Annotated in this window: 23 protein-coding genes and 1 tRNA gene; 9 read left to right on the top strand and 15 right to left on the bottom strand. The window is 71.8% G+C overall.

Annotation, left to right across the window (positions count from 1 at the left end; translation table 11 throughout):
• Positions 1 to 98: 98 nt before the first annotated feature.
• Positions 99 to 1,118, top strand: coding sequence for a Gfo/Idh/MocA family protein (locus tag CW359_RS11785; protein WP_105969813.1), 1,020 nt, complete (start codon positions 99 to 101; stop codon positions 1,116 to 1,118).
• A gap of 33 nt (positions 1,119 to 1,151) precedes the next feature.
• On the opposite strand, the gene CW359_RS11780 is transcribed toward CW359_RS11785, so the two are convergent.
• The 3 genes from CW359_RS11780 to CW359_RS11770 form a co-directional block, all read right to left on the bottom strand.
• Positions 1,152 to 2,156 (bottom strand): Gfo/Idh/MocA family protein, encoded by a 1,005-nt coding sequence (locus CW359_RS11780; RefSeq protein ID WP_105969812.1) that lies wholly within the window; start codon positions 2,154 to 2,156, stop codon positions 1,152 to 1,154.
• A gap of 73 nt (positions 2,157 to 2,229) precedes the next feature.
• Entirely contained in the window at positions 2,230 to 3,006 is a 777-nt protein-coding gene (locus tag CW359_RS11775; RefSeq protein WP_105969811.1) for an SDR family oxidoreductase, read from the bottom strand.
• Positions 3,007 to 3,019: 13 nt separating this feature from the next.
• The gene (locus CW359_RS11770; RefSeq protein ID WP_105969810.1) at positions 3,020 to 4,210 is read right to left on the bottom strand and encodes a phytanoyl-CoA dioxygenase family protein; all 1,191 of its coding nucleotides are present in this window, start codon (positions 4,208 to 4,210) and stop codon (positions 3,020 to 3,022) included.
• A 177-nt stretch (positions 4,211 to 4,387) separates the two neighbouring features.
• On the opposite strand from CW359_RS11770, the gene CW359_RS11765 reads away from it, so the two are divergent.
• Positions 4,388 to 5,410, top strand: coding sequence for a LacI family DNA-binding transcriptional regulator (locus CW359_RS11765; protein WP_105969809.1), 1,023 nt, complete (start codon positions 4,388 to 4,390; stop codon positions 5,408 to 5,410).
• A gap of 104 nt (positions 5,411 to 5,514) precedes the next feature.
• Here the strand turns inward: CW359_RS11765 and CW359_RS11760 are convergent, their stop codons facing one another.
• On the bottom strand, positions 5,515 to 6,672 hold the full coding sequence (locus tag CW359_RS11760) for a Gfo/Idh/MocA family protein (protein WP_105969808.1): 1,158 nt from the start codon (positions 6,670 to 6,672) through the stop codon (positions 5,515 to 5,517).
• 111 nt (positions 6,673 to 6,783) lie between these two features.
• Between CW359_RS11760 and CW359_RS11755 the strand changes: the two genes are divergently transcribed.
• Positions 6,784 to 7,794, top strand: a complete 1,011-nt coding sequence (locus CW359_RS11755) for a LacI family DNA-binding transcriptional regulator (protein ID WP_105969807.1) — start codon at positions 6,784 to 6,786, stop codon at positions 7,792 to 7,794.
• Between the two features lie 31 nt (positions 7,795 to 7,825).
• Here CW359_RS11755 and CW359_RS11750 read toward each other — a convergent pair whose 3' ends face one another.
• The gene (locus CW359_RS11750; protein WP_198655185.1) at positions 7,826 to 9,586 is read right to left on the bottom strand and encodes a helix-turn-helix domain-containing protein; all 1,761 of its coding nucleotides are present in this window, start codon (positions 9,584 to 9,586) and stop codon (positions 7,826 to 7,828) included.
• Between the two features lie 207 nt (positions 9,587 to 9,793).
• Between CW359_RS11750 and CW359_RS11745 the strand changes: the two genes are divergently transcribed.
• From CW359_RS11745 to CW359_RS11725, 5 genes are all read left to right on the top strand, one after another.
• Positions 9,794 to 11,533: an FAD-dependent oxidoreductase gene (locus tag CW359_RS11745; protein WP_105969805.1), complete on the top strand. Its 1,740-nt coding sequence runs from the start codon at positions 9,794 to 9,796 to the stop codon at positions 11,531 to 11,533.
• A gap of 41 nt (positions 11,534 to 11,574) precedes the next feature.
• Entirely contained in the window at positions 11,575 to 12,471 is an 897-nt protein-coding gene (locus CW359_RS11740) for an intradiol ring-cleavage dioxygenase (protein ID WP_105969804.1), read from the top strand.
• 35 nt (positions 12,472 to 12,506) lie between these two features.
• On the top strand, positions 12,507 to 13,547 hold the full coding sequence (locus CW359_RS11735; RefSeq protein WP_105969933.1) for a maleylacetate reductase: 1,041 nt from the start codon (positions 12,507 to 12,509) through the stop codon (positions 13,545 to 13,547).
• Positions 13,548 to 13,618: 71 nt separating this feature from the next.
• Complete coding sequence (locus CW359_RS11730; RefSeq protein WP_105969803.1) at positions 13,619 to 14,530, top strand: YceI family protein; 912 nt, start codon at positions 13,619 to 13,621, stop codon at positions 14,528 to 14,530.
• A 117-nt stretch (positions 14,531 to 14,647) separates the two neighbouring features.
• Positions 14,648 to 15,415, top strand: coding sequence for an NPP1 family protein (locus tag CW359_RS11725; protein ID WP_232838353.1), 768 nt, complete (start codon positions 14,648 to 14,650; stop codon positions 15,413 to 15,415).
• A gap of 23 nt (positions 15,416 to 15,438) precedes the next feature.
• On the opposite strand, the gene CW359_RS11720 is transcribed toward CW359_RS11725, so the two are convergent.
• Positions 15,439 to 15,906 carry an excalibur calcium-binding domain-containing protein gene (locus CW359_RS11720; RefSeq protein WP_105969802.1) on the bottom strand — a complete coding sequence of 156 codons (468 nt, stop codon included), beginning with the start codon at positions 15,904 to 15,906 and terminating at the stop codon, positions 15,439 to 15,441.
• Positions 15,907 to 16,075: 169 nt separating this feature from the next.
• On the opposite strand from CW359_RS11720, the gene CW359_RS11715 reads away from it, so the two are divergent.
• Positions 16,076 to 16,149: transfer RNA gene (locus CW359_RS11715), tRNA-Pro, on the top strand.
• Positions 16,150 to 16,222: 73 nt separating this feature from the next.
• Here the strand turns inward: CW359_RS11715 and CW359_RS11710 are convergent.
• The 9 genes from CW359_RS11710 to CW359_RS11675 all read right to left on the bottom strand — a co-directional run bounded on the left by CW359_RS11710 (position 16,223) and on the right by CW359_RS11675 (position 26,459).
• Complete coding sequence (locus tag CW359_RS11710; protein ID WP_105969801.1) at positions 16,223 to 17,623, bottom strand: NtaA/DmoA family FMN-dependent monooxygenase; 1,401 nt, start codon at positions 17,621 to 17,623, stop codon at positions 16,223 to 16,225.
• The gene (locus CW359_RS11705; RefSeq protein ID WP_105969800.1) at positions 17,620 to 18,723 is read right to left on the bottom strand and encodes an LLM class flavin-dependent oxidoreductase; all 1,104 of its coding nucleotides are present in this window, start codon (positions 18,721 to 18,723) and stop codon (positions 17,620 to 17,622) included. Before CW359_RS11705 ends, CW359_RS11710 begins: the two co-directional genes overlap by 4 nt.
• A gap of 313 nt (positions 18,724 to 19,036) precedes the next feature.
• Positions 19,037 to 19,525 (bottom strand): beta-class carbonic anhydrase, encoded by a 489-nt coding sequence (locus tag CW359_RS11700; RefSeq protein WP_105969799.1) that lies wholly within the window; start codon positions 19,523 to 19,525, stop codon positions 19,037 to 19,039.
• On the bottom strand, positions 19,516 to 19,734 hold the full coding sequence (locus CW359_RS45195; protein ID WP_157968523.1) for a hypothetical protein: 219 nt from the start codon (positions 19,732 to 19,734) through the stop codon (positions 19,516 to 19,518). The genes CW359_RS11700 and CW359_RS45195 overlap by 10 nt, the downstream gene beginning before the upstream one ends.
• Before the next feature lie 96 nt (positions 19,735 to 19,830).
• On the bottom strand, positions 19,831 to 21,801 hold the full coding sequence (locus CW359_RS11695; RefSeq protein WP_105969798.1) for an alpha/beta hydrolase domain-containing protein: 1,971 nt from the start codon (positions 21,799 to 21,801) through the stop codon (positions 19,831 to 19,833).
• Positions 21,798 to 22,832: an LLM class flavin-dependent oxidoreductase gene (locus tag CW359_RS11690; protein ID WP_105969797.1), complete on the bottom strand. Its 1,035-nt coding sequence runs from the start codon at positions 22,830 to 22,832 to the stop codon at positions 21,798 to 21,800. Before CW359_RS11690 ends, CW359_RS11695 begins: the two co-directional genes overlap by 4 nt.
• Positions 22,829 to 24,502: a dipeptide ABC transporter ATP-binding protein gene (locus CW359_RS11685; RefSeq protein WP_105969931.1), complete on the bottom strand. Its 1,674-nt coding sequence runs from the start codon at positions 24,500 to 24,502 to the stop codon at positions 22,829 to 22,831. The genes CW359_RS11690 and CW359_RS11685 overlap by 4 nt, the downstream gene beginning before the upstream one ends.
• A gap of 53 nt (positions 24,503 to 24,555) precedes the next feature.
• On the bottom strand, positions 24,556 to 25,503 hold the full coding sequence (locus CW359_RS11680) for an ABC transporter permease (protein WP_105969796.1): 948 nt from the start codon (positions 25,501 to 25,503) through the stop codon (positions 24,556 to 24,558).
• Positions 25,500 to 26,459 (bottom strand): ABC transporter permease, encoded by a 960-nt coding sequence (locus CW359_RS11675; RefSeq protein WP_105969795.1) that lies wholly within the window; start codon positions 26,457 to 26,459, stop codon positions 25,500 to 25,502. Before CW359_RS11675 ends, CW359_RS11680 begins: the two co-directional genes overlap by 4 nt.
• Positions 26,460 to 26,461: the final 2 nt, after the last annotated feature.

Below are 26,461 nucleotides of genomic sequence, written 5' to 3'. Positions count from 1 at the left end.
TGGCTTGTCGCGCCCGCGCGGCGGAGCCGCAAATGTCGGAGCCCCGCGCCCCTAGGTGGGTGACCATGCCCCCAGCTGAAAAGGGGCATTGTTTCTCCATGAAGAGCCATGACTCGCTCGGCGTCGCTGTCATCGGTACCGGGAAAATGGGTGCCGATCACGTTCGCCGTATTCAGGAAGTCATCAGCGGCGCCCGTGTGACGGCCGTCGTGGACGTCGACCCCGAGCGCGCCCAGTCGGTCGCGGCCGGGGTCGACGGCTGTACGGCGTACCCGGACGCGGCGCTCGCCATGGCATCGCCCGATGTCGACGCCGTGCTCATCGCCTCGCCCGGGGCCGCTCACGAGGCGGCCCTGCTCGCGGCGTTCGCCCATGACCTGCCCGTACTGTGCGAGAAGCCGCTCACGCCCGACGCGGCCTCCGCGCTGCGGGTCGTGGAGGCCGAGCGGCGGCTCGGGCACCGCAGGGTGCAGGTCGGGTTCATGCGGCGGTACGACGCCGAGTACCTGAAGCTCAAGTCGCTCCTCGACACAGGGGAGTTGGGGCGACCCCTCATGCTGCACAACCGGCATCGCAATCTGGCCTCGCCGCCCTGGTGGACCAGCGCGATGCACATCAACGACTCCGTGGTGCACGAGATGGACGTGACCCGGTGGCTCCTCGGGCAGGAGATCACCGCGGTCACCGTGCTGTGTCCGAGGCCGTCCGCGAACGCGCCGGAGGGGCTGCGGGACCCGCAGTTCGTCGTGATGGAGACCGACGGCGGCGCGATCGTCGACGTCGAGATCAACGTCAACTCCGGCTTCGGGTACCAGGTTCAGGCCGAGGTCGTCTGCGAGCGCGGGACCGCGCGGATCGGCGACGGGCACGGCATGGTCGTCAACTCGGGCGGCCGGTGGGGCGGGGCCATCGCCCAGGACTTCATCGAGCGTTTCGCGGACGCGTACGACCGTGAGGTGCAGGCCTGGGTCGACGCCACCAGGCGTGGCGAGGTCACCGGGCCCGGTGTCTGGGACGGTTACGCGGTGGCCGCGGTCTGCGAGGCCGGCGTACGGGCGCAGAGCGAGGGCCGGCGGGTCGAGGTGGAACTCGTCGAACGGCCCGCGCTGTACAGGTGAGTTGACAGCGCGGGCCGTTCGAGTCGCGACGGCTCAGACCGTGCGTACTTCCTCGATGCGCACCGGACGGTGCTCCCGGAGCGAGAGCGTGCACGCGTCCGCGATCCAGCCCGCCTCCAGCGCCTCGGCGACCGTGCACGGGGACTTGCGGGTGCCCGCGACGACCTCCGTGAACGCCGTCAGCTCGGCGCGGTAGGCCGGGATGAAGCGGTCCATGAAGAAGTCGTGCGGGACGCCCGCCGGGAAGGTGACACCCGGCTCCACGGAGCGCAGCGGGAGCTTGTCCTCCAGGCCCACCGAGATGCTGTCCTTGAAGCCGTGCACGTCCATGCGGACGTCGTAACCCCGGGCGTTGTGGCGGGAGTTGGAGACCACGGCGATCGTGCCGTCGTCCAGGGTGAGGATCGCGCCGGTGGTGTCGGCGTCACCCGCCTCCTTGATGTAGTCGGCACCCCGGTTGCCGCCGACCGCGTACACCTCGGTCACCTCGCGGCCCGTCACCCAGCGCAGGACGTCGAAGTCGTGCACCGAACAGTCCCGGAAGATGCCACCGGAGGCGGCGATGTACGCGGCCGGCGGCGGCGCCGGGTCCAGCGTGGTCTGCCGGATGCTGTGCAGGAGGCCCAACTCGCCGCTCTGGACGGCGTTACGAGCGGCGGTGAAGCCCGCGTCGAAGCGGCGCTGGTAGCCGATCTGGATCTCGACGCCGCTGTCCTTGACCGCGTTGAGCACCGCGACGCCCTCGGCCATCGAGCGGGCCACCGGCTTCTCGCAGAACACCGGGATGCCCGCCTCGACGGCGGCGAGGATCAGGGACGGGTGGGCGTCCGTCGCGGCGGCGACGACGACACCGTCGACACCGGCGGCCAGGAGGGCCTCGGGGGAGTCGGCCACCTGTGCGCCGAAGCGCTCCGCGGCGGCCTTGGCGGCCTCCGCGAACGGGTCGCTGACGACGAGGGAGTCGACGGCGTCGAGACCGGAGAGGGTCTCGGCGTGGAAGGCGCCGATGCGGCCGAGGCCGAGGATTCCGATACGCATGGGGTGTGCTGCTCCTTGGTGGGTGGTGCGGGTGTCTTGCCGGGGGAGAGGGATGCTTGTGTGGAGGTGGGGGTCAGTCGAGGCCGCCGAGGACGTTCTGGTCCCAGTCGATCACCGAACCGGTGACCACGCCCGACCGGTCGGACAGCAGGAGGACCACGAAGTCGGCGATCTCGTCCGGCTGGCCGAGCTTGCCCATGGGCAGGCGTTCGGCGGCCTCGTCGAGCCAGCCGTCGTCCGCGCCGTGGAAGGCCCGCTGGGTGGCGTCCTCGCCCTCGGTCGCCGTCCAGCCGATGTTCAGGCCGTTGATCCGGACCCGGTCCCAGCGGTGCGCGTGCGCCGCGTTGCGGGTCAGGCCGATGAGGCCGGCCTTGGCGGCGACGTACGGGGCGAGGAAGGGCTGACCGCCGTGCGCCGACGACGTGATGATGTTGACGACCGTGCCGGGCGCCTTGCGCGCGACCATGTCGGCCACCGCCGCCTGCATGGCGAAGAACGGCGCCTTGAGGTTGATCGCGATGTGCGCGTCGAACAGCTCGGGCGTGGTGTCGAGGAGCGTGCCGCGCGAGGTCAGGCCCGCCGAGTTGACCAGGCAGTCGATCCGGCCGTGCGCGGCGACGACCTCGGCCACGGACGCCTTCGCCTGGGCGGCGTCCGCGAGGTCGGCGCGTACGAACATGGCCTTGCCGCCCGCCGCCGTCAGCTCCGCGACCAGCGCCTCGCCCGGCTCCGGGCGCCGTCCGCTCACCGCGACGACGGCGCCCTCGCGGACGGCGGCCCGGGCGATGGCGGCGCCGACGCCCTGGCTGCCGCCGTTGACGAGGACGACCTTGTCCTGGAGTAGTCCCATACCGTTCGGTTCCTCAGCTCTCGTAGCGGCTGTCACGTCGTTCGGCGCCCGCCCGCAGTGCCTCGCGGAGCGCCTCGGGGGTCCATTCCTCGCGCAGCGCGCGCCGTACGAGGTCCGCCTGCGAGGGCGGGGCCAGGCCGTCGACCGGCGGGTCCCGGTCGAGGTTGGTGGGGAAGGGGTAGCCCTCGGCGGAGGCCGCGACGACCGCGTCCAGCCAGGCGTCGTCCGCGCCCTCGGCCCTGCGGGCGAGCAGCACCGGGTAGAGCGCGTTGACGGTCGCCTCCCGGTCCACGGTCTCCATGGCCCGCCCGAAGGCGGAGGACACCTGGAGGAGGTTCGCCATGCGCCGGATATCCGTGGAACGGTTGGTGCCGGCCGCGTGGAAGAGCGCCGGGTTGAAGAACGCGGCGTCGCCCTTGGCCAGCGGCAGCTGTACGTGGTGGGTGTCGAAGTACTCGACGAACTCCGGCCGCCGCCAGGCCAGATAGCCGGGCTCGTACGACTGCGAGTACGGCAGGTACAGCGTCGGCCCCGACTCCACGGGCATGTCGCAGTGGGCGACCGCGCCCTGGAGCGTCAGCACGGGGGAGAGGCGGTGGACGTGCGCCGGGTACGCGGCTGCCGTCTCGTTGGAGAGGAAGCCGAGGTGGTAGTCGCGGTGCGGGCTCTGCGCGGCGCCGCCCGGGTTGACGACGTTGATCTGCGAGGTGACCTGGTAGCCGGGGCCGAGCCAGGCCGTCGAGATGAGGGCGATCATGTCGTTGGCGTAGTAGTCGGCGAACGCCTCGGGCGCGCGCAGGGCCGTCTTCTCCAGGGCGTTCCACACCCGGTCGTTCGCGCCCGGCTTCGCGAAGTGGTCGCCCGCGACCGTCCCGGCGGCCCGCTGGTCGGCGATGAGCCCCTCGAAGGCGGCGGTCGCCCGGTCCACGACCGTCAGCTCGGCGAAGGCCCGCTTGAGGACCACGATGCCGGGCCCGTCGGTGAGCGCCCGGACCAGCTCCGCCATGACCTCCCGGCGTCCGCCGGGCGCGCTGACGGCGGAACGCAGCCGCTCACTGTCGTAGACGAGGACGTTCCGCTCGACGGCGGACGCGTGCGGGTAGTCGGCGGCGTCGGTCGTTCGTTCGACCTCGGCGCGGAAGGCGTCGAGATCGCAGTCCTGCTCGGACAGCCACGCGGGGCGGTGTGCGGCGGTGAGGGACATCGTCGTCCTTCTCTCGGTCTTCGCTGGGTCTTCTCTGGTGTCTTCTCTGGGTCTCTCGCGAACTTTTCTCAGTCATCGACGGCGACCTGTCGCTGTCATTGTTGTCATGACAAACTCGTCAAACAACCAGCAGACGGCCATCAAAAACCCCTCAAGACGAAGCCGAGGAACGTCCCCATGGGCCACCCCTATCCGATCCGGGAGATCGCACGTCAGGCGGGCCTCAGCGAGGCCACGGTCGACCGTGTCCTCAACGGCCGGGGAGGGGTCCGCGAGAGCACCCAGCGGGAGGTACGGCAGGCCATCGCGGACCTCGACCGGCAGCGCACCCAGGTCAGGCTGGTCGGCCGTACGTTCATGATCGACATCGTGATGCAGGCACCCGAGCGGTTCACCACGGCCGTCCGGGCCGCCCTGGAGGCCGAGCTGCCCGCCCTCCACCCGGCCGTCGTACGCTCCCGCTTCCACTTCCGCGAGACCGGCCCGGTCGCGGAACTGGCGGCGACCCTCGACCGCATCGCCCGGCGCGGCTCCCAGGGCGTCATCGTGAAGGCACCGGACGTACCCGAGATCGCGGCGGCCGTCGGCCGACTGGTGGCCGCCGGCATCCCGGTCGTCACCCTGGTGACCGACCTGCCCTCCAGTGCCCGTCTCGCCTATGTCGGCATCGACAACCGGGCCGCCGGCGCGACCGCCGCGTACCTCATGGGCCAGTGGCTCGGCGACCGCCCCGGCAACGTCCTCACCAGCCTGAGCAGCGGTTTCTTCCGCAACGAGGAGGAGCGGGAGATGGGCTTCCGGGGCGCGATGCGGGCCCGGCACCCCGAGCGCGCCCTCGTCGAGATCACCGAGGGACAGGGCCTGGACGCCACCCAGTACGACCTGGTCCGCGACGCCCTGAAGCGGGACCCGGACATCCGCGCGGTCTACTCGATCGGCGGCGGCAACATCGCGACGCTACGGGCCTTCGAGGACCTGGGCCGCGAATGCGCGGTCTTCGTCGCCCACGACCTGGACCACGACAACACCCGCCTCCTACGAGAACACCGCCTGTCCTGCGTCCTCCACCACGACCTCCGCCAGGACATGCACGAAGCGTGCCGCACGATCATGCGCTCCCACGGCGCCCTACCCCCAGCGACCCCGACCGCCCCGTCAGCAATCCAGGTGGTCACCCCGTACAACATGCCTCCACGGTGACCCACCCAGGGGAACCGGCAGTCAAACAAACAAGGCGCGCTCACAAGGGGCGCGAGGAACTGCGCGACCAGCCCCCACCCACCCGCACCCAACAACCCACCCCCCTATCCCCCCACCCCCTCCCAACCCCCCGACACCACAGACCGACTCATCGCATCCAACGCCGCAGCGCTCCGCACCGCATCCCCCAACGTCGCCCCATACGGCACCCCTTCAGCCACAGACCGAACAAACCGCTCAGCCTCGATCACCTTCAGATCGTCGTACCCCATCGCATTGGCCGCCCCCGGCTGAAACGCCCCGAACTCCCCATCCCCAGGCCCGACAAACACCGTACTCACCGGCTGATCCTGATACGACGCCCCCACACTCACCCCCAACTCGTTCATCCGCCGGAAGTCCCAGAACACCGCACCCTTCGTCCCGTGCACCTCGAACCCGTAGTTGTTCTGCTCACCGACCGACACCCGGCACGCCTCCAGCACTCCCCGAGCCCCGGAGGCGAACCGCAGCAGACACGACACGTAGTCCTCGTTCTCCACAGGCCCCAACTCACCCCCCACCGCCCGCGCGTGCCCGGCCGTCGCCCCCGTGGGACGGGCCCGCTCCGGCACGAACACCGCCGTGTCCGCGATCAGCGCGGAGATGTCACCGAGCAGGAAACGGGCCAGGTCCGCCCCGTGCGAGGCAAGATCCCCCAACACCCCACTGCCCCCGCGGTCCCGCTCGTACCGCCAGGTCAACGCCCCGTCAGGATGCGCCGCGTAGTCGCTGAAGAGGCGGACGCGGACATGCGTGACCGTCCCGATCTCGCCGGAGGCGATCAGCTGCCGGGCCCGCTCGACGGCAGGCGCGTTGCGGTAGTTGAAGCCGACCGTGCCCTGGACGCCGGCCTTCGCGACCGCGTCGGCGACGGCGCTCGCGTCGGCCGCCGACAGACCCACCGGCTTCTCGATCCAGATGTGCTTGCCCGCCTCGGCCATCGCGACCCCGATCTCCCGGTGCAGGAAGTTCGGCGCGGTGATGCTCACGGCCTGCACGCGCGGGTCGGCGGCCACGGCACGCCAGTCACGGGTCGTCGAGGCGAACCCGAACTGCGCGGCGGCCTCCTCGGCCCGGCCCGGGACCTCCTCGGCGACCAGGACCAGTTCGGGGCGCAGGCCGAGCTGCGGGAAGTGGTGCGCCAGGCGGACGTACGCCTGTGTGTGCACCCGTCCCATCCAGCCGAACCCCACGACGGCGACACCGAGCGTACTTGCCATGACAGCCCCTCTTTGGACCGGTCCAGAACATTTCCCACCCACCCTCGGTGCCTTCCACCTTTGCTGTCAACCCTTTGACAGGACATGGCGGACTGTGGAACGGTCCAAGACATGAGACCGCCGACCATCAGAGACGTCGCCGAACGAGCCGGTGTGTCGAAATCCCTGGTCTCGCTGGTGCTGCGCGGCTCCGAACAGGTCCGGGCCGAGAAACGTGACGCCGTTCTCCTCGCCGTACGGGAACTCGGCTACCGGCCGAACGCCGCCGCGCGCAGCCTCAGCGAGCAGCGCACCCGTACCGTCGGCGTCCTCCTCAACGACCTGCGCAACCCCTGGTTCGTCGACCTGCTCGACGGTCTCAACTCGCTCCTCCACGACAACGGCCTGCACATGCTGCTCGCTGACGCCCGCCTCAACCGGCGCAGCGGCCAGGACCTCACCGGCCCCTTCCGCGACCTCGGCGTCGACGGTCTGGTCGTCGTCGGCACCCTGCCCGACCCCGCCGTCCTCGGCACCCTCGCCGAGCGCATCCCGGTCGTCGTCGCGGGTGCCCGCGAGCCCGAGCTGCCCGGCGTGGACGTGGTCGCCAACGACGACGAGCACGGCGCCCGGATCGCCACCGAGTACCTGATCGGGCTCGGGCACCGCAGGATCGCGCACATCGCCGGGTACGGCGCCGTCGGCGAACTCCGCCGGCGCAGCTTCGAGGCGACGATGCGCGCGCACGGTCTGGCGGACGGCGCGCTCGTCGAGGCCGGCGACCTCACCGAGGAGGGCGGCTACCGCAGCACCGTCCGGCTGCTCGGCGCCCCCGCGAACCGGCCCACCGCCGTCTTCGCCGTCAACGACATGACGGCCGTCGGCGCGATCTCCGCCGCCGAGGAGCTTGGGCTGAGCCTGCCCCGCGACCTGTCCGTCATCGGGTACGACAACACGAACATCTCGCGCCTGCGCCACGTCTGGCTGACCACGGTGGACAACGCCGGCCACGAGGTCGGCCGCCGAGCCGCCCGCTGCCTCCTGGCCCGCCTCGACCTGCCCACCAGCCCGGTCAGCCTCCACCTCGCCGCGCCCACCCTGGAGATCCGGGGGACGACCGCACCGCCGTCCCAGGGCCTGTGAAGAGGCCTCAGCCCCTGAGTCCCCCAGCCCCTCAGACCCGGTACTCGCGCAGCTTCCGATAAAGCGTCGCGCGGGCGATGCCCAGGGCCGTCGCCGTGCGGGCCTTGTTGCCGCCGTTGCGGCGCAGGGCCTCCAGGATGGCGGTGCGTTCGGCGTCCTCCATCGGGCTGAGCGGGCGCGCGGCCGGGCCTTCCCGCACCGGGTCCGGGAGTTCGGAGCGGCGGACCGGGCCCGACGCCCGCCGGGTCTCCGCCAACGTCCTTACGAGGTGGGCGAGTTCGGTGAGGTTGCCGGGCCACGGGTGCCGTTCCAGTGCCCGCAGCGCGTCCAGGGTCCAGGTGAGCGGCGGTGTGCCGTCGACCGGCTTCGGGGTGAGCGCCGGGAGCAACTCCCTGATGTCCTCCGGGCGTTCACGCAGCGCGGGCAGGGTCACCGAGCGGGCGGCCAGGGTGTCCAGGAGTCGCTGAAGGCAGGGTCCCGGGGGAGTGCCCGGGGTGTACGTGGCCAGCAGCCGGACGTCCGGACGCTCCTCCAGGAGACCGTTCAGTGCGGCGACATCCGGCTGGGCGAGCCGCTCGGCGTGCCGGAGGAGCAGTGGGCGGTCGCCCGGCAACTCGTCGCCGTCCAGGCCGAGTTCGGGTGCCTCGGCGGCGTCCAGGACCAACGGTTCGGCGCCGCCGAGCAGCTCGCGGGCCAGCGCGGTCTTGCCCGAGCCGCGCTCCCCGGTCAGCAGGAGCGGTTCGACGCCGTGCGCCAACTCCCGTGCCCGGCCCACCGCGTGGCGCCACGGCACCGAACTCCCGGCCAGCCGCCCCGCCGCCGGACGAGGCAAGGCCCGTACCGCCGCATCCTCGGCGACCGGCTCCAGCACGGCGACGATCCCCAGCACCCGGCCACCGCCCTGCTCCCGCACCGGACGGAACTCGGCGGTGCAGCCCGCCCCTTCGGGCAGCGCGATGTCGTACGACTCCACAGGCGCCGCCGATCGCAGCAGTGCCCGCGCTCCCCGCTCCAGGGACTCCAGCACCTGCGGCGACAGCAGCCGTACCGCTGCCTCGCCCACCAGCCGGCTGCGTCCGTCGAGCGCCACCACCGCGCGCTCCTGGCCGCCTGCTTGCCCGGCTCCCGAGCCGCTCTCCGGACTGTGCGCCGCGCGGGCGTAGGCGTCGAGGAGGGTCCGTTCCGGTGAGCGGGAGCCGGCCAGCAACTCCGCCTCCACGGCCGCCGCTGCCGCCTCCGCCAGGGCGGCGCCCGGATGCGGGCCCTCGCCGGTGCACAGAGCGGAGGCGACGGTGATCGTGCCGAGGGGACGGCCCGAGTCCGGGGCGAACACCGGCACACTGACCGCCGACACGTCCTGCCACACGTCGAGGAAGTGCTCGGGGCCGTGCACCTCGGCGCGTCGCCGGGTGCGCAGGGCGAGCGCCGCGCTGTTGTGCCCGACCTCCCGCTCGGCCAGATCCTGGTGCGGCTCCCCGCACGGGGCGCCGCCCGCCGCCCACAGCACCCGCGGCCGTTCGTCGGTGAGCAGCAGCGACGTGCCGTCGGCGACGAGCGCCGGGGCGAGCCGTTCGAGGACCGGACCGGCCGCGGCGAGCAACGGCGACGCGACGGCGCCGCCGCCGACCGGGGCGGACTCGCGGACATCGTGCCGTACGCCGAGGAAGCGGGCACGCCGCCAGGCGGCGACGGTCTCGTCGGGGACGTCGTCGGGCAGCGGGCGCCCGGTCAGGAATCGCTGACGCGCCTGACTGAGCAGGAGGAGCGCGGGAGATTCTTCAACTGTGGTCATAGCGCCACTCACCGTATCGGGCCGGGTCCGGAGACCGTCCAAGAGGTTCCCAGAGATTCCCAGAGGTTCGGAGAGGTTCCAAGAGGTTCGGCGAGGCTTGGGCGAGGTGCTGAGAAGAGTGAAGTGTCTCGTATTGAGACACCCGGAAATCGCCGTTCCGCCCCACGATCATGGGTGGCCGTCCGTCCGGAACCTGGAGCGTCTCCCGTGCACACCGTTGTCGACACCGACGTACTGATCGTGGGCAGCGGCCCGGCCGGGGCGTCCGCCGCGCTCGCGCTGAGCACTTATGGTGTGCCCAACATTGTCGTCACCCGGTACGCGAGCCTCGCCGACACGCCCCGCGCGCACATCACCAACCAGCGCACGATGGAGGTCCTGCGCGACCTCGGCGTCGAGGCGGACGTGGTCGCCAAGGCCACGCCCCAGCAGCTGATGGGCAACACGACCTTCTGCACCAGCCTGGCGGGCGAGGAGTTGGGCCGGGTCCGCTCCTGGGGCAACGACCCGCTCGTCCAGGCCGCGCACGAACTGGCCAGTCCCACCCGTATGTGCGACATGCCGCAGCACCTGATGGAGCCGGTCCTCGTCGACGCGGCCGTCGCACGCGGCACCCAACTCCGGTTCCAGACCGAATACCTGACGCATACTCAGGACGCGACCGGCGTCACGGCCACCGTCCGCGACCGGCTGCGCGGCGACACGTACGAGATCCGGGCCCGCTATCTGATCGGCGCCGACGGCGGTCGTTCCAAGGTCGCCGAGGACGCCGGACTGCCCATGGGCGGCCAGATGGGCGTCGCGGGCAGTATCAACATCGTCTTCGACGCCGACCTGACGAAATACACGGCTCATCGGCCCTCCACCCTCTACTGGGTGCTCGCGCCCGGCGCCACCGTCGGCGGCATCGGTGCGGGGCTCGTCCGCAACGTCCGTCCCTGGAAGGAGTGGATGATCGTCTGGGGCTACGACGTCGCCGCCGGCGCCCCCGACCTCACCACCGAGTACGCGGAGTCGATCGTCCGCAGGCTGGTCGGCGACGACGACATCCCCGTCACCATCAAGTCGTCCTCGGCCTGGACGGTCAACGAGATGTACGCCGAGAACTACGCCAACGGGCGTGTGTTCTGCGCCGGTGACGCCGTCCACCGGCACCCGCCGTCGAACGGGCTCGGCTCGAACACCTCCGTCCAGGACGCCTACAACCTGGCTTGGAAGCTGAAACTGGTCCTCGACGGAGCCGCCGCCCCCGCGCTCCTCGACACCTACACCGCCGAACGCGCCCCCGTCGGCAGGCAGATCGTCACCCGCGCCAACAAGTCCATCGCCGAGACCGCCCCCATCTTCGAGGCGCTCGACGGGCTCTCCCCGCAGACCCCCGAGGAACTGTGGGCCAACATCGCCGCCCGCAAGGACGCCACCGAGGCCGCAGCCAAGCAGCGCGCCCGGCTGCGCGAGGCCATCGCCGCCAAGGTGTACGAGTTCAACGCCCACGGCGTCGACCTCAACCAGCGCTACACCTCCGCCGCGATCGTCCCCGACGGCACCCCGGACCCCGGCTTCGCCCGTGACCCCGAACTGCACCACCAGCCCTCCACCCGCCCCGGCGCCCGCCTCCCGCACGCCTGGCTCACCTCCGGCACCCGCACCCTGTCCACCCTCGACACCGTGGGCCGGGGCCGCTTCACCCTCCTCACCGGCATCGGCGGCGACGCCTGGGTGCGCGCGGCGAAGGCCCAGCCCCTCGACATCGCCACGGTCGTCGTCGGGCCCGGCCAGGAGTACGAGGACCCGTACGGCGACTGGGCGGGCCTGAGCGAGGTGTCCGACGCGGGCGTGCTCCTCGTACGCCCGGACGGGTTCGTCGCCTTCCGACACGCCGAAGCGGCCGAGAACGCCGAACAGTTGCTGACGGACGCGCTGCGGCAGATCCTCGGACATGCCTGAGGGGACAAGGCGAACGGGACGGCCGGAACGAGGAGCACGGAATGACCAGCACGGAAACCGCCACGGGTGACGGCGCCGCCGGATTCACGACGGCCGTCACCGACGCAGTCGTGGACAGCATGAGCGGGACCGCCGACCCGCGCCTGCGTGAACTGCTCACCGCCCTCGCCCGGCACCTGCACGCATTCGTACGGGAGACCGAGCCGACGATGGCCGAGTGGGAGCGGGCCATCGGCTTCCTCACGGCGACCGGGCAGACCTGCACCGACACCCGGCAGGAGTTCATCCTGCTGTCGGACGTCCTCGGCGTCTCGATGCTCGTCGAGACCATCAACGGCCACGGCGACCCGGGCGCCACCGAGTCGACCGTGCTGGGCCCCTTCCACATGACCGAGTCGCCGGTACGCGAACTCGGCGCCGACATCGACCTGGTGGGCACCGGCGAGCCGTGCGTGGTCAGCGGGCGCGTCCTCGACCGGGACGGAACTACCTTGCCCGGAGCCCTGCTCGACGTCTGGCAGGCCGACCCCGAGGGCTACTACGACGTCCAGCAGCCGGACGTACAGCCGCCGGGCAACGGCCGCGGCCTCTTCACCGCCGACGGGGAAGGCCGCTTCTGGTTCCGCACCTGCGTACCGAGCCCGTACCCGATCCCCACGGACGGCCCGGTCGGCGACCTGCTCAACGCCACCGGACGGCACCCCTACCGCCCCGCCCACATCCACTTCATCGCCACGGCCGACGGCCACGAGCCCGTCACCACCCACATCTTCGTGGCGGGCAGCGACTACCTCGACTCGGACGCCGTGTTCGCGGTGAAGGAGAGCCTGGTCCAGGACTTCACCGAGACCCACGACCCGTCCCTGGCAAGGGAGTTCGGCGTACCGAACCCCTTCCGGCACGCGCGCTTCGACCTCGTGCTGGAGAAGAAGTCGTGATCCACGCCACGGACTTCGTGTACGAGGCCCAGCCGATGCGGGTCGTCCTGCGGGCCGGGGCCGCCGTGACCGCGACCGCCGGGGAGGCCGAACGGCTCGGACTGCGGCGGGTGTTGGTGGTCTGCGGCGCACGCGGCAAGGACACCGCACAGGCCGTCGCCGACTCGCTCGGACCAGCCCTGGCCGGACTGCACGACGAGGCGCGGATGCACGTACCCGTCGAAGTCGCCGACCGGGCCGTCGAGATGGCGCTCGCGGTGGGCGCCGACGGGTGCGTGGCCGTCGGCGGCGGCTCCGCGATCGGGCTCGGGAAGGCCATCGCCCTGCGCACCGGGCTGCCGCTGATCGCCGTGCCCTCCACCTACGCGGGCTCCGAGATGACCCCCGTCTGGGGCCTGACCGAACACGGCGCGAAACGCACCGGCCGCGACCGGACCGTCCTGCCGCGCAGCGTGGTCTACGACCCCGAACTGACCCTCTCCCTCCCGGTCCCGCTCTCCGTCACCAGCGGGATCAACGCGATCGCGCACGCGGTGGAGGCCCTGTACGCGCCCGACGCCTCGCCGATCGTCTCCCTGATGGCGGGGGAGGGCGTGCGGGCGATGGCCGAGGCCCTGCCGGACGTGGCCGCCGATCCCGGGTCCCTCGACGCGCGCGGCCGGGCCCTGTACGCGGCGTGGCTGTGCGGCTCCTGCCTCGGCGCGACCACCATGGGCCTGCACCACAAGCTGTGCCATGTCCTCGGCGGCACCTTCGGCCTGCCGCACGCCGAGACCCACACCGTCGTCCTGCCCCACGCCCTGGCCCACAACGCGCCCGCCGCACCGGCCGCGGCCGACGCCGTCGCCCGTGCACTGGGCGCCGCCGAGGACGCCCCAACCGCCCTGTGGGAGCTGGCCGGACGCCTCGGCGCCCCGCGCTCCCTCGCCGAACTCGGGCTCAACGAAGCCGACTTGACGGTGGCGGCGGACCTGGCCACCGCCCAGCCGTACCCGAATCCGCGCGAAGTCACGCCCGAGGGCGTACTCGGGGTGCTGCGGGCGGCATACCGGGGCGTGGCACCGGGCACGGACTGAGGCAACCGGGACCTCTCCCGCCTCATCCACCTCATCCCGGTCAACCAGCACAGCAACAGAAAGGTGTTCCCATGGCCCTCGCACTGTTCAGGCGCCTGCGGTCGGGCGGCGTCTCCGATCGCGCGGGCCTCTCCCTCGCCCTGCCGCCCGGCGCGGGTTCCCTCGGCTGCGAGGTGCTCGATCCGCTGGGCCAGCCGATGGGCGGCGCGGAGGTGACCGTGAGCAGGTCCGACGCCCACCAGGTGGTGGCACGCGGTACGACGGACCCGTACGGCTACTTCCTCGCCGTTCTTCCGGCGGGCAGCTACAGCCTGATGGTCTTCGCCGAGGGGCTGACGCCGCACCGCGAGACGGTCGATCTCCTCGACGGGGTGATGCTCCCGACGCAGCAGGTCCAGCTGGAGCCGGCCCGGCCGCTGGACCTCCCGGTGCCCGGGACCTGGCTCTTCGACCCGCCGCACACGGCGATCCGGTTCATCGCCAAGCACGTCGGCATGGGCCATGTGCACGGCCGCTTCGAGCGGTTCGAGGGCGGGATCCAGGTGGCGCAGTCGATGACCGACTCCCGGGTGCAGGTCCGTATCCACGCGGCGAGCATCACCACCGGCAACCGCACCCGGGACGACCATCTGCGGTCGGCGGACTTCCTGGACGTCAAGCGGTACCCGTACATCGACTTCATCAGCTCGCGTTTCGCCTACCGGGCCGGTGCGAAGTGGGTGGTGCAGGGCTCGCTCTCGATGCACGGGGTGAGCCGCTCGATATCGCTGGACACGACCTATCTGGGCTCGGTCAACGGCGGCTACGGCGAGGAGTTGCGCTGCGCGGCCCACGCGCGGGCGGAGCTGCACCGGGAGGACTACACCCTCAACTGGCGTTCCATGCTGGCCCGTGGCATCGCGGTGGTCGGTCCGACCGTCCAACTGGAGCTGGACGTACAGGCGATGTACCGGACCCACGACACGCCCACGCCGCCGGAGTAGCCGAAACGTCCGCCGGGAACCCCTGAACCTTTCCTTCCGAGTGACCCGTCCGTGATGCGGGCATGCCAATCTGGCCGAGCCCGTTCTCCCGCACGTCGTCGATCAGGAGGCCCCCAGGTGAAGAGACGTGTGCGCATCCGCAGAGCCTCGCTCGTCCTCGGCAGCGCACTCGCGCTGCTCGTCGCCTTTCCCGGCACCGCCCTCGCCGCCCCGCCCGGTGCCCTCCCGGCCAACGCGGACGGCACCGAGCAGACGTACCAACCGGCCTACGACTACGACACGGACGGCTGCTACTCCACCCCCGCGATCGGCCCCACGGGCACCCTCAACGGCGGCCTCAACCCGACCGGCGCCCTCAACGGCTCCTGCCGCGACGCCTCCGACCTCGACAACACCAACGGCTACTCCCGCTACAAGTGCAACAACGGCTGGTGCGCGATCATCTACGGCCTCTACTTCGAGAAGGACCAGGCCCTCGCGGGCAGCAGCCTCGGCGGCCACCGGCACGACTGGGAGCACGTGGTGGTGTGGGTGCAGAACAACGTGGCGCAGTACGTCTCCACGTCCAACCACGGCAGCTTCAGCATCTACCCCCGGTCGCAGGTCCGTTGGGACGGTACGCACCCGAAGATCGTCTACCACAAGGACGGCATCAGTACCCACTGCTTCCGCCTCGCGGGCACCAACGACGAGCCGCCGGAGAACCACAAGGGCACCTGGCAGTACCCGCCGCTGGTCGGCTGGAACGGCTATCCGTCAGGCATCCGGGACATCCTGACCAACGCCAACTGGGGCAGCGCCAACTTCGGCCTCAAGGACGGCAGTTTCAACTCCCACTTGGCGGCGGCCATGCCTGCGGGCATCACGTTCGACCCGAACGCCTGACGTCCGTACGGGACTTGCTCGACCTACTCGCAGCCCACGCCGTCACCGTCCCGGTCGAGATGCCGGCCGTAACCGGGATCACCGACCCGGACGGGGGCGGCACCGGCGGCGCGGGCGGCGGTGCAGTTCTGGTAGTACACGCTGTCGTCCCCGGAACCGGATCCGGAGCCGTCGTCGACCCCGGTCCCGGTCCCGGAGTCGGAGCCCGTGTCGGTGTCGGCCGCGGGTTCGGCCGTGACGGTCCGGGTCGCCAACACCGTGACCGTGGGCGCGGGTTCGGGTGCGGCCGTCTCGGTGACGGTGACCGTGGAGGTCGCGGTGGCCGTGACGGTCGCCGTGGGCCGCGGATCGGCGGCCACCGCCTCCTTGCCGTCATCGGCGGCACCGATGCCGACGCCTATGAAGAGCGCCAGCCCGAGCGCGGGCAGCACGAACCTCTTACGGGCCCATCTCGGGCCCGGTCCGCCGGAGGTGTTGTACGGGTTGCTCATGGTCGTCCCCCTGGTCTGTGTTTCGGGTGGGACGACGGTAGTGCTGCGGATGGGCCGGTAAGGGCCCCTTGATGCCTCGGTGACCGTTCCGTGACCGCTCGGAGGTAGGGGCGGGTGTGCGGTAGGGTTTGTCTGTGCGATCACGCGGGGTTGCCGTGGGTCGACGCATCGGGACGTGGCGCAGCTTGGTAGCGCACTTGACTGGGGGTCAAGGGGTCGCAGGTTCAAATCCTGTCGTCCCGACGGTGTGATGCGAGGGGCCTTCTCGGGTGCAAGCCCGCGGAGGCCCCTCGCGTTTCCGCCCTGGACGTCCTTCTCAGCCCGCCCGTCGGCGCTCCGGTGCCGACCGATGCGTGAGGGGCTCCCGCAGACCCAAGTGGTCGCGCAGGGTCGTGCCCGTGTACTCCGTGGGGTAGAGGCCGCGTTCCTGGAGTTCCGGGATCAGCAGGTCGACTATGTCGTCGAGGCCGTCCGGGATGAGGTACGGCGTGACGTTGAAGCCGTCCACCGCGCCGTGGCGTACGAAGTGGGCGAACTTGTCGGCCAGGCCGGACGGAGTGCCGACGTGGCCGCGCTGGGGGCCGAGGGCGATGACCGTCTCGCGCAACGACCAGCCGTGTGTCTCCGCCTTCGCCCGCCACTCCGCCACCACCTCGCGCGGGTCGGCGATGCGCCGGGCGCCGAAGGAACCGTCGTTCTCCGCGACGACCGGGTCCTCCTTGGGGAGTGGGCCGTCCGCGTCGTGGTCGGACAGGTCGATGCCCCACAGGAGTCCGGCGATCCCCAAGGCCGTTGCGGGCGTGACCTGTTGGAGGCGGATCCAGCGCTTCTTCTCCTGGGCCTCCTCCTCCGTGGCGCCGATGATGATCTCGGTGCCGGGCAGGATCCGCAGGTCGTCGTCGGGTCGGCCGACCGCCCGCAACCGGGTGCGGATGTCCTCGGCGAACGCGAGGGCGTCGTCGAAGTCGTTGCCGTGCGCGGAGAAGATGACGTCGGCGTTGCGGGCCGCGAAGTCGCGTCCCTCGGCGGAGTCACCGGCCTGGAAGATCACCGGGTGGCCCTGCGCGCTGCGCGGCAATGTCGGGGTCAGGTCGACGTCGAACTGCGGTCCCCGGTGGCGCACTTGGCGTACGGCATCGGGTGCGGACCAACTTGCCGCGTCGGTGGAGTCGGCGACGGCTCCCTCCTGCCAGCCGTCCCACAGGGCGCGGGCCACGGTCAGGAACTCCTCGGCACGCCGGTAGCGGTCGGCGTGGTCGAGGTAGCCGCCCCGGCGGAAGTTGGCGCCGGTCCAGGCGTTGTCCGTGGTCACCACGTTCCAGCCCGCCCGTCCCTCGGAGAGCAGGTCGAGGCCGGACAGGCGGCGGGCCAGGTCGGCGGGCTCGTTGAACGTGGAGTTGGAGGTGGAGACCAGGCCGATCCGCCGGGTGACCGCCGCCAGCGCGGCCAGTTGGGTGATCGCGTCGGGGCGGCCGGCCACGTCCAGGTCGTGGATGCGGCCGTCGACCTCGCGCAGCCGCAGCCCCTCGCCGAGGAAGAACGCGTCGAACAGGCCCCGTTCGGCGGTCTGGGCGACCCGGCGGAAGGACGCGGGGTCGATCTGGGAGCCGCTGTCGGGTGCGGACCAGATGGTCCAGTGGTTGACGCCCTGGAAGAACACCCCGAAGTGCAACTGGGCGTGCGGGCGCGGCACGTCGAGGGGGTCGGTGCGGGTCATCGGGCATCCTCCTGAACGGCCGCGACGGGTGCGAAGCGGTTGGCGGGGCGTTCCAGCCCCAGGGTCGAGCGCAGGGACGTACCCGGCAGCGGGCGGGCGACCAGGCGTCGCGCGGACAGGGCCGGCAGGACGAGGGAGGAGAGGACGGGCAGGTCCTCGTCCAGCACCAGCGGGTGTAGCCGTACGCCGTCGACGTGGTGGCTCAACTCGGCCAGTACGGCGACCAGTTGGTCGGCTGTGCCGATGTGTCGCAGTCTGCCTCGGTCGGTCCACTCCGTGTGCCGTTCCAGGTCGGCTACGCGCTCGGCGCCGGTCGCCTCCGTCGTGTCCAGCGCCACCTCGACCTCCGCGAAGACCCGGGGCGTGCCCGCGGCAGCCGCGGCCGTGGCGATTGCCGCGACGTCACGGCCTGCCACGAGGGCGACGTCGAGTTGTGCGGCGGGCACCCGGCCCGGATCGCCCAGCACGACAAGCTGCCCCTGGGGCGGGCGCGGCACGATCGCCGGGCCCTTCACCGAGTACGCCTCCCCGCTGAAGTCGACGTAATGGAGCCGGTCCCGGTCGAGATAGCGGCTCGTGGCCACGGACCGGATCACCGCGTCGTCCTCCCACGAGTCCCACAGCGCCCGCGCCACCTCCACCCCGTCCCGCGACTCCCGGGCCCGCGCGTCGGCGTCGGCGACGAGCGGGCGCCCCCAGGCGCGGGCCGCCTCGGGCAGTTCCTCCTCCGTCACCACCCATCCCGCCCGGCCGCCCGAGATGTGGTCCAGGGACGCCAACTGGCTGGAGACGTGGAAGGGTTCGGCGTACGTCACCGGCACGACGGGCGCGATGCCGACGGTGCTCGTGGCTGCCGCGACGAAGGCGGCGCGCTCCACTGCGCCGATCCGGCCCACGGGATCGGGCCCGGCGCCGGGCGGCAGTACGCCGTCGTCCAGGGTGATCAGGGTGAACCCGGCGTTCTCCGCGACGGCGGCGATCCGGGCCAGTCGGCGCGGGGTGAGCAACTGGTCGGGCGAGTGGGCGGCGCGGCGCCAGGCCGCGGGGTGGGCACCGTCGCCGTCGATCTCCACGGCCAGGTGCAGGGCGGGGCCGGACATGGGTCTTCCTTCCGAGGAACACGAGAACTCGAGGCCGCGAGCGGGCCGTGAATGGGCCGCGATGGGGCCACGACGAGACGGCCGACGGGAGCGTCGATGGGACGGGCCCGGGTCGGCAGGGTTCAGGCGTGTGAGGAAGGACAGACGGCAGAGGACGTACGGCAGTAGTCGACATGCCGCCGGGTGACCAGTCGCGCACCGGCGCGCACACCCTGGGGCGTCGCGCCGGATACGTGCATGAAAGGGCCTCCACCCGTGAGAGATCAGCGACCTCAACGTACGTCGCCCGCCCCCGCGAGTGTCAAGGGCGGTCTCACTCCACTTCGATGAGCCGTCCGGTGGCCACGTCGAAGACGAAACCGCGGACACTGTCCTTGTGTACGACGAACGGGTCCGCCTTGATGCGCGCGATCGACTGCCGTACGTCCGTGTCCAGATCGGCGAACGCCTCGGCCGCCCATGGCGGACGGATGCCGGTGTCCTTCTGTACGGAGTCCTTGAACCCGTCGTCCGTGAAGGTCAGCATGCCGCAGTCGGTGTGGTGGATGAGGATGATCTCCTCGGTGCCGAGCAGCCGTTGGCTGATGGCCAGCGAACGGATCTCGTCCTGGGTGATCACCCCGCCCGCGTTGCGGATGACGTGGGCCTCGCCGTCGTTCAGACCGAGGATCTCGTAGACGTTCAGCCGGGCGTCCATGCAGGCCACGACGGCGAGTTGCCGGGAGGGCGGCAGCGGGAGCGGGCCGGCGAAGGACTCGGCGTAGCGGGCGTTGTTGGCGAGCAGTTCATCGGTCACGGACATGACGGACCTCGGTTCTCTGCGGTGACGACTGGCACGGGGCCGAGGGCGGTGCGGAGCACCTTCAGCACGGCCCGGCTCCAGCATGCGTCGAAGACGGCGTGCGGAACATTGCGGCTCCGTGAAAAGACGACCAGGACGAGGGCGCCCTGGCGGACCCGTACGGTCGACGACACCTTCGACGACTGCTCATGCCGGAGCACCACGAGCACGACCGGGACACCCGCATCCGGCAGAAGGCGCGCCGGGACACCGGGGCCGAGCCCGGGACGGGCTGACGAGTCCGCCACGGGCAAGTCGCGGGCGGGTCAGGGGAGTTCGTAGCGGTGGCGCGGTGACGACCAGTCCGTCGCCGATGACACCGCCCGCTCCACGTCCTCCGCGAGCAGGAGCCGACGTGCCACGAGGTCCTCGGCGGCGGCCCTGATCGCGGCGGTGTACTCGGCCGCGTCCCGGTACCGCTTCTGGACGCTCGGGCGGGGGTCGCCGGTGATCAGGCGCTCGTCCTCCGTCGCCGCGAAGGGGAACGTGGAGCCGCTGAACTCGTGCAGCGCGCCGTGCCCTTGACCGGGCGCGCGGGTGTTCCAGCCGGTGTAGGTGGCGAGCGGGACCGCCACCATGGGCGCGTGGACGCCCGCCGTGTCGTTGCCGTCGGCGTCGACCGCCGGGACCAGCACCGTGTAGCGGGTCGACAGGTCCGCGACCGGCGGCACCGGCGAACGGTCCACCGCGTACAGCTCGTTGGGCCCGGCGGGCCGCAGCGCGGACGGCACCGCCGGGAACCGGGCCGACCACTCCTCCGCCGTCACCAACGTGCCGTCGGCGACCGTGGGCACCGCGCTCGGCGGCGGTTCGACGCTCTCGCTCACCCAGGCGTCGAGGGCCTCCAGGACGGCCCGGAAGAGGGCGGAGGTGGCGACCACGTTCTCCGGGTGGTTGCAGATCCCCTTCGCCGGGGCGCCCGCCGCCGGATCGGCCACGTGCTGGCTCGACGACCACAGATAGCCCCGTACGTTCGGCGGGAAGCCGAGGTCGCGGCCGTCCGTCGTGGTGTGCGTCAGCGAGCCCCGGCGCTGCCAGTACTCGGTCCCCGTCTGGGTGTGCAGCACCTTCGGGTCGGTCGGCCGCTTCATGATCGCGTCCCGTGCGCCGGTGAGATGGTCCACTGACTCGGCGTACGCGAAGGGGAAGGCGTCGGCGGCGGCGAGGTGGTCCTCGTACTGCTGGCCGCCCGGGACCGTCAGGTTGGTGAACCGTTCGAGGCCGAGGCGGCCGGCGCCGGAGACGTGCGGGAGGAGGCCGTCGAAGACGCGGCGGCCTTCGAGGTCCTCGTTGAAGCCCCGGTGGATGAAGTCACGGATCGCCCGGCCCGTCTGCGAACGCCCCCAGCCGTAGGCGTGGTCGAGGGGTCCGGCGGGCTGTGCGGGGTCGTGGCGGAGATGGCTGACGAGGTCGCGGACCGCCACCAGGCCCAGTCCCAGGACGAGCGGTTCCTCGGCCTCGTAGGTGAGTTCGTAGATCCAGCCGGGGTGGAAGCCGCCGTCCAGATGCACGTCCTGGCGGCTCGGGACCAGTGCCGTGGAGCGGCTCTTGAGGTCGCCCGCGCCGCCCTGTACTCGGGCGAACCGCCAAGCTCCGGTGGGGAGTTCCTCCGGTGCGCTGTGCGCGTAGCGGCGCCGGGTCAGGCGGGCCTCGCGCACGCCCCGCTCGCTGACCGGGTTGGACCGTGTGCTCGACCAACGGGACAGCGGGAGCGAGGCGGTGGGCTCCTCCACGATGAACTCGGCCGTCGTCAGGCCCCGTACGGGCTCGCCGTCGGCCCGTCGCGCGACCGGCAGGTCGAGCAGGAGCCGTCCGTCGCCCGGCAGCAGGTCGCCCTGCCAGGCGCCGAAGACGACCGTGTAGCCACGGCGGAGCAGGAAGCCGTTGCCCGAATCGGCCAGTGTGCGCGGGCGGTTGGTGTGCGGGGCGTCGCAGAAGTACTGCACGGCACGCTTGTTGCCGCGGTTGCCCCAGTCGAAGAACAGTCGACGGCGCCCGCCGTCCACCGGCCGCAGGATCTCCACGTCACCGCTGAACCGGACCAGGCCCGCACCGTCGCGCGGCGCCAACTCGATGTCCGGGACGGTGTGTTGGGCGGGCGCCTCCGGATCGGTGGCGTAGTGCGCGGTCGCGGTCAGCACCTCGTACGCCCCGCCGTCCGCGAAGCGGTGGCCGTCGGCGAACGGCTCGCGGGTGTGGACCTCCAGCCGGACCGCCGGTTCGCGTCGTGCGCTCATCGGGCCGCCTCCTGAACCACCGGGGAACGCCAGCCGAGTTCCGGCGCGATCAGCTGTCGTACGTCGTGCAGGATCTGCTCGTACTCCTCGCGGTGGAACTCGTACGGCAGCTCCAGGCGCAGTTCGGACACCTCCGCGAGGACCGGATCGGCGGTCAGCTGTTCGAGGATCTGTTCGGCGGTGCCCACGACGTCCGGGGCGAACAGGGTGCGCCTCGGGCCCTGCGGCGCCAGGGTGCGTTCGTGACGGCTCGCCGCGTACGCCCGGTAGCGGGCCCGGGTCGGCGCGTCCGCGCTGTCCAGCGGCACGATCACCCGGCCCAGGGCGACCCTTGGCGTCCGGTCCCCGGCCAGGGTGCGCCGGTACTCGGCGAGCAGGTTCAGCTGCGCCGTCGTGAAGTCGTCGGTGTCCTCGCCGGTGACGATGTTCCCGGACAGCAGTGCGAGACCCTGCCCGGCGGCCCAGCGGACCGAGCGCAGACTGCCGCCGCCGTACCAAATACGCTGCGCCAGACCGGGGTTGTGCGGTTGCAGCCGGGGGCGCTGTACGTTGCCCGGCGACTGGATCACCGTGTCCGGGCCGCCGAGGTAGTCGCCGCGCAGGTTCTCGACGACGCGCGTGATCCGGCCGTACGACAGGTCGAAGCCCCGCCAGTCGCCGTCGTACACCAGGTCGCCCAGCAGGTCGGCGTGCGGCATGCCGGTGCTGAAGCCGATCTGGAGGCGGCCCCGGGACAGTACGTCGGCCAGCGCGAGGTCCTCGGCGAGGCGGAAGGGGCTCTCGTAGCCGATGGGGATGACCGCCGTGCCCAGTTCGATCCGCTCGGTGCGCTGGCCCGCCGCGGCGAGGAACACCGCCGCCGAGCCGACCCCGTGTTCGAGATGGCGCTGGCGGATCCAGGCACCGTCGAAGCCGAGCCGCTCCCCGTACTCGAAGAGCTGGAGCGTCTCCTCCAGGCCCGGATAGGGGTCGTCGTCGGCGAAGTTGCCCGGGGTGAGGAAGGCCAGCGAGGTGATGATGGGTGTGGTCATGCCGGTCCTCGGCTCGTGATCGGTGCCGCGGCGGCGTCGGCGAACCGGCCGCCCGAGATCGCCGCGAGCAGCTCGCGGGTGTACTCGTGTCGGGGCGCGGAGAACAGCTCCTCCGGCGGGCCCGTCTCCACGACGCGTCCGGCCCGCATGACGGCGACCTGGTGCGCGATCTGCCGTACGACGGCCAGGTCGTGCGAGATGAACAGGTACGCCACGCCCGTGTCGGCCTGCAACTCGGCCAGCAGGTCCAGGACTTGGGCCTGCACGGACACGTCGAGCGCGGAGACCGGCTCGTCGCACACCACCAGGTCGGGGGAGAGGGCGAGGGCGCGGGCGATGGCCACACGCTGCCGCTGGCCGCCCGAGAGTTCCGCCGGGCGGCGCTCCAGGGTGGCGGCGGGCAGCGCGACCCGGTCCAGCAGTTCGCCGGCCCGGGCGAGCCGGGAGGCGCGGTCGCCGACCTTGAACGCCCGCAGCGGCTCGGTGATCACCTCGGCGATGGAGAAGCGCGGGTCGAGGGACGCGTACGGGTTCTGGTAGATCAGCTGGGCGCGTCGGCGCAGCTGTCTGACCTGGGCGCCCTTGGCTGCCGTGACGTCGGTGCCGTCGAACAGGAGCTGTCCGGCGGTCGGTTCGGTGAGGCGCAGGACCAGCCGGGCGGTGGTCGACTTGCCGGAGCCGGACTCGCCGACCAGGGCGAGGGTCTGGCCGCGCCGCAGGGTGAAGCCGACGTCGTCCACCGCGCGCAGGGTGCGGGCCTCGCCGCCGGTGCGCGGCAGCCTGAACTCCTTGACCAGGTTGCGCACTTCGACCAGGGGAGTCGTTTCTTCGGCCGGTGCTGCAGAGACGGGAGTGCGGGTGCGGGCCGTGGTCAGGCTCGGGGCGCTGGCCAACAGGCGGCGCGTGTACTCGTGTTGGGGGTCGGCCAGGACGGCACGGGTCTCGCCCGCCTCGACGACCCGGCCCTGTTCCATCACGACCAGTCGCTGGGAGCGGTCGGCGGCCACGCCGAGGTCATGGGTGACCAGCAGGATCGCCGTGCCCAACTCCTCGGTGAGATGCTGGAGATGGTCGAGGATGACGCGCTGCACGGTGACGTCGAGCGCGCTGGTCGGCTCGTCGGCGACGATCAGCCGGGGCTTGGCGGCTATCGCGATGGCGATCAGTACTCGTTGCCGCATACCGCCGGACAGCTCGTGCGGATACTGCCGGGCCCGGACGGCCGCGTCGGGCAGTCCCGCCCGGTCCAGCACCGCGACCGCCTCGGCAGCCGCCGTACGCCGGGTCGCCAGACCGTGGATGCGCAGCACCTCGGCGACCTGCTCGCCGATCCGCTTGACCGGGTTGAGCGAGACCGTCGGGTCCTGCGGGACCAGCCCGATCTGGGCGCCGCGCACCGCGCGCAGCTCCGGCTCGGAGAGGGTGGCCAGGTCGTGCCGGCCGAAGCGGACCGTGCCCGCGTCGATCGTGCCGTTCGCCGCCAGCAGCCGGGTCACGGCGTGCGCGGTGGTGCTCTTGCCGGAGCCGGACTCGCCGACCACGGCGGTCACCTGCCCGGGCCAGACGTCGAGGTCCACGCCCCGCACGGCCGGCACGGCCCCGCCCCGGGTGCGGTACGACACCGACAGGCCGCGGATCTCCAGCAGGGGTGCGGTCACGTCGTCGGTCATCTCGCCGTTCCCACCGTCGTCACTGTCGCCGCCGTTCTCGTGTCCATGGGTCGTCATCGCCGGGACCACTCGCCGTCCAGCGCCCTGGCGATCCGGTTGGTGGCCAGCACGGTCGCGGCGATGGCCAGACCGGGCAGCGCGGTCAACCACCAAGCGTTCGCCAGGTAGTTGCGGCCGTCGGAGATCAACGTCCCCCATTCCGGGGCCGGTGGCGGAGCGCCGTAGCCGAGGAAGCTGAGCGCCGACACCGCGAGGATCGAGGCGCCGAAGTCCAGCGTGGCCAGGACGATCACCGGGCCCGCCGCGTTGGGCAGCACATGCCGTCCCAGCACCGAGTACCAGTGGGCGCCGCTCGCGCGGGACGCCTCGACGAACACCGCCTGCCGTACCCGCAGTACCTCGGCGCGCGCCACCCGGGCGAAGGAGGCGACGCTCGCGATGCCCACCGCGACCGCGACCTTGACCGTCCCGTACCCGAGCGCGGTGACGAGGGCCAGGGAAAGGAACAGCGCGGGGATGGAGAGGAGGACGTCGACGAACCGCATCAGCACGTCGTCCACCCAGCGGCCCACGAAACCGGCGACCACCCCGAGCAGACCGCCGACCACGAACGCGACCAGGACCGCGATGATCGTCGCCTTGAGGGAGAGCTGGGCGCCGTGGACCACGCGGGAGAACACATCGCGGCCCAGTTCGTCCGTGCCGAACCAGTGACTGCCGCTGGGATCACGGAAGTTCTCGGACGGCACCCCCTTCAGCGGGTCCTGCGAGGTGAACAGGTCCGGCCAGAAGGAGGCCAGCACCACCAGCACCACGACGACCGCCGACAGCAGCAGACCGGGGCGGCGCAGCAGGAACCGCAGCACCTCCCGTACGTCGGTCCGGCGGCGGCCCGGCTCCGCGGGGGAACCGGAACCGGTGTCGACCGGGCGGGCCGGGCCGAGGGCGGCCTGCGCCGGGTCGGCGACGCCGTCGACGTCCTTGGCGAGACTCTGGCTCATGCGAAGCTCGCCCCCCGGTCCGAAGCGACCACGATCCGCGGGTCCAGGAGCGGATAGACGAGGTCGACGAGGAGATTCGTCGCCACGAAGATCAGCGCCCCGAACACCACCACCCCCTGCACCAGCGGGATGTCCTGCGAGGTGACCGCAGCCGCGGTCACCCGGCCCAGGCCGTCGCGCGAGAACACCGTCTCGACGACCACCGAACCGGCGACCAACTGCCCCACCAGCAGCCCGACGACGGTCAGCGCGGGCAGCGACGCGTTGCGCAGCGCGTGCCGCAGATGCACCCGCCATCTGCCCGCGCCCTTGGCCCGCGCGGTCTCCACATACGCCTGGTCAAGCGCCGTGAGCAGGCTCTTCGCCAGCACCTGCGCGACCTGCGCGCCGGTCGGGATCGCCAACGTCACGGCGGGCAGCACCAGCCCCTGGAAACCGTCGTTGCCGAACGCGGGAAACCACTCCAGCCGGAACGAGAACGTCTCGACGAGCAGCAGCCCCACCCAGAAGGTCGGCACCGACACCCCGAGCGGGGGCAGCGACAGCAGGAACTGCCGCAGCCACCGCTGCGAGGTGTACGTCGCCACCACCGCGAGCCCCGCGCCGAACACCACCGCGAGAAGCAGCGCGGTACCGGTCAGCTGGAGCGTCTGCGGCAGCGCGTCGGCCACGGTGGAAGCCACCGGGCGGCCGGTGGAGATCGCGTCACCGAAGTCCCCGCGCACCGCCCGCCCCAGATAGTCGGCGTACTGCGCGAGCACCGGCTTGTCGAAGCCGTACTCGTGCCGCAGCGCGGCGAGTTGGGCCGGGTCCACCTGCCCGGAGTCCATTCCCGCGCTGGCCATCGCGGTGACCGGGTCACCGGGCAGGAAGTCCAGCACCAGGAACGACACCGTGTACGCCGCCCACAGCACGCCGACCGCCTGCGCCAGCCGCTTGATCACATACCGGCGCATGT

The organism is Streptomyces geranii (assembly GCF_002954775.1).
Classification (GTDB): Bacteria; Actinomycetota; Actinomycetes; order Streptomycetales; family Streptomycetaceae; genus Streptomyces; species Streptomyces geranii.
The sequence above is the reverse complement of the archived record's forward strand: the minus strand, read 5'-3'. Positions and strand labels throughout refer to the sequence as shown.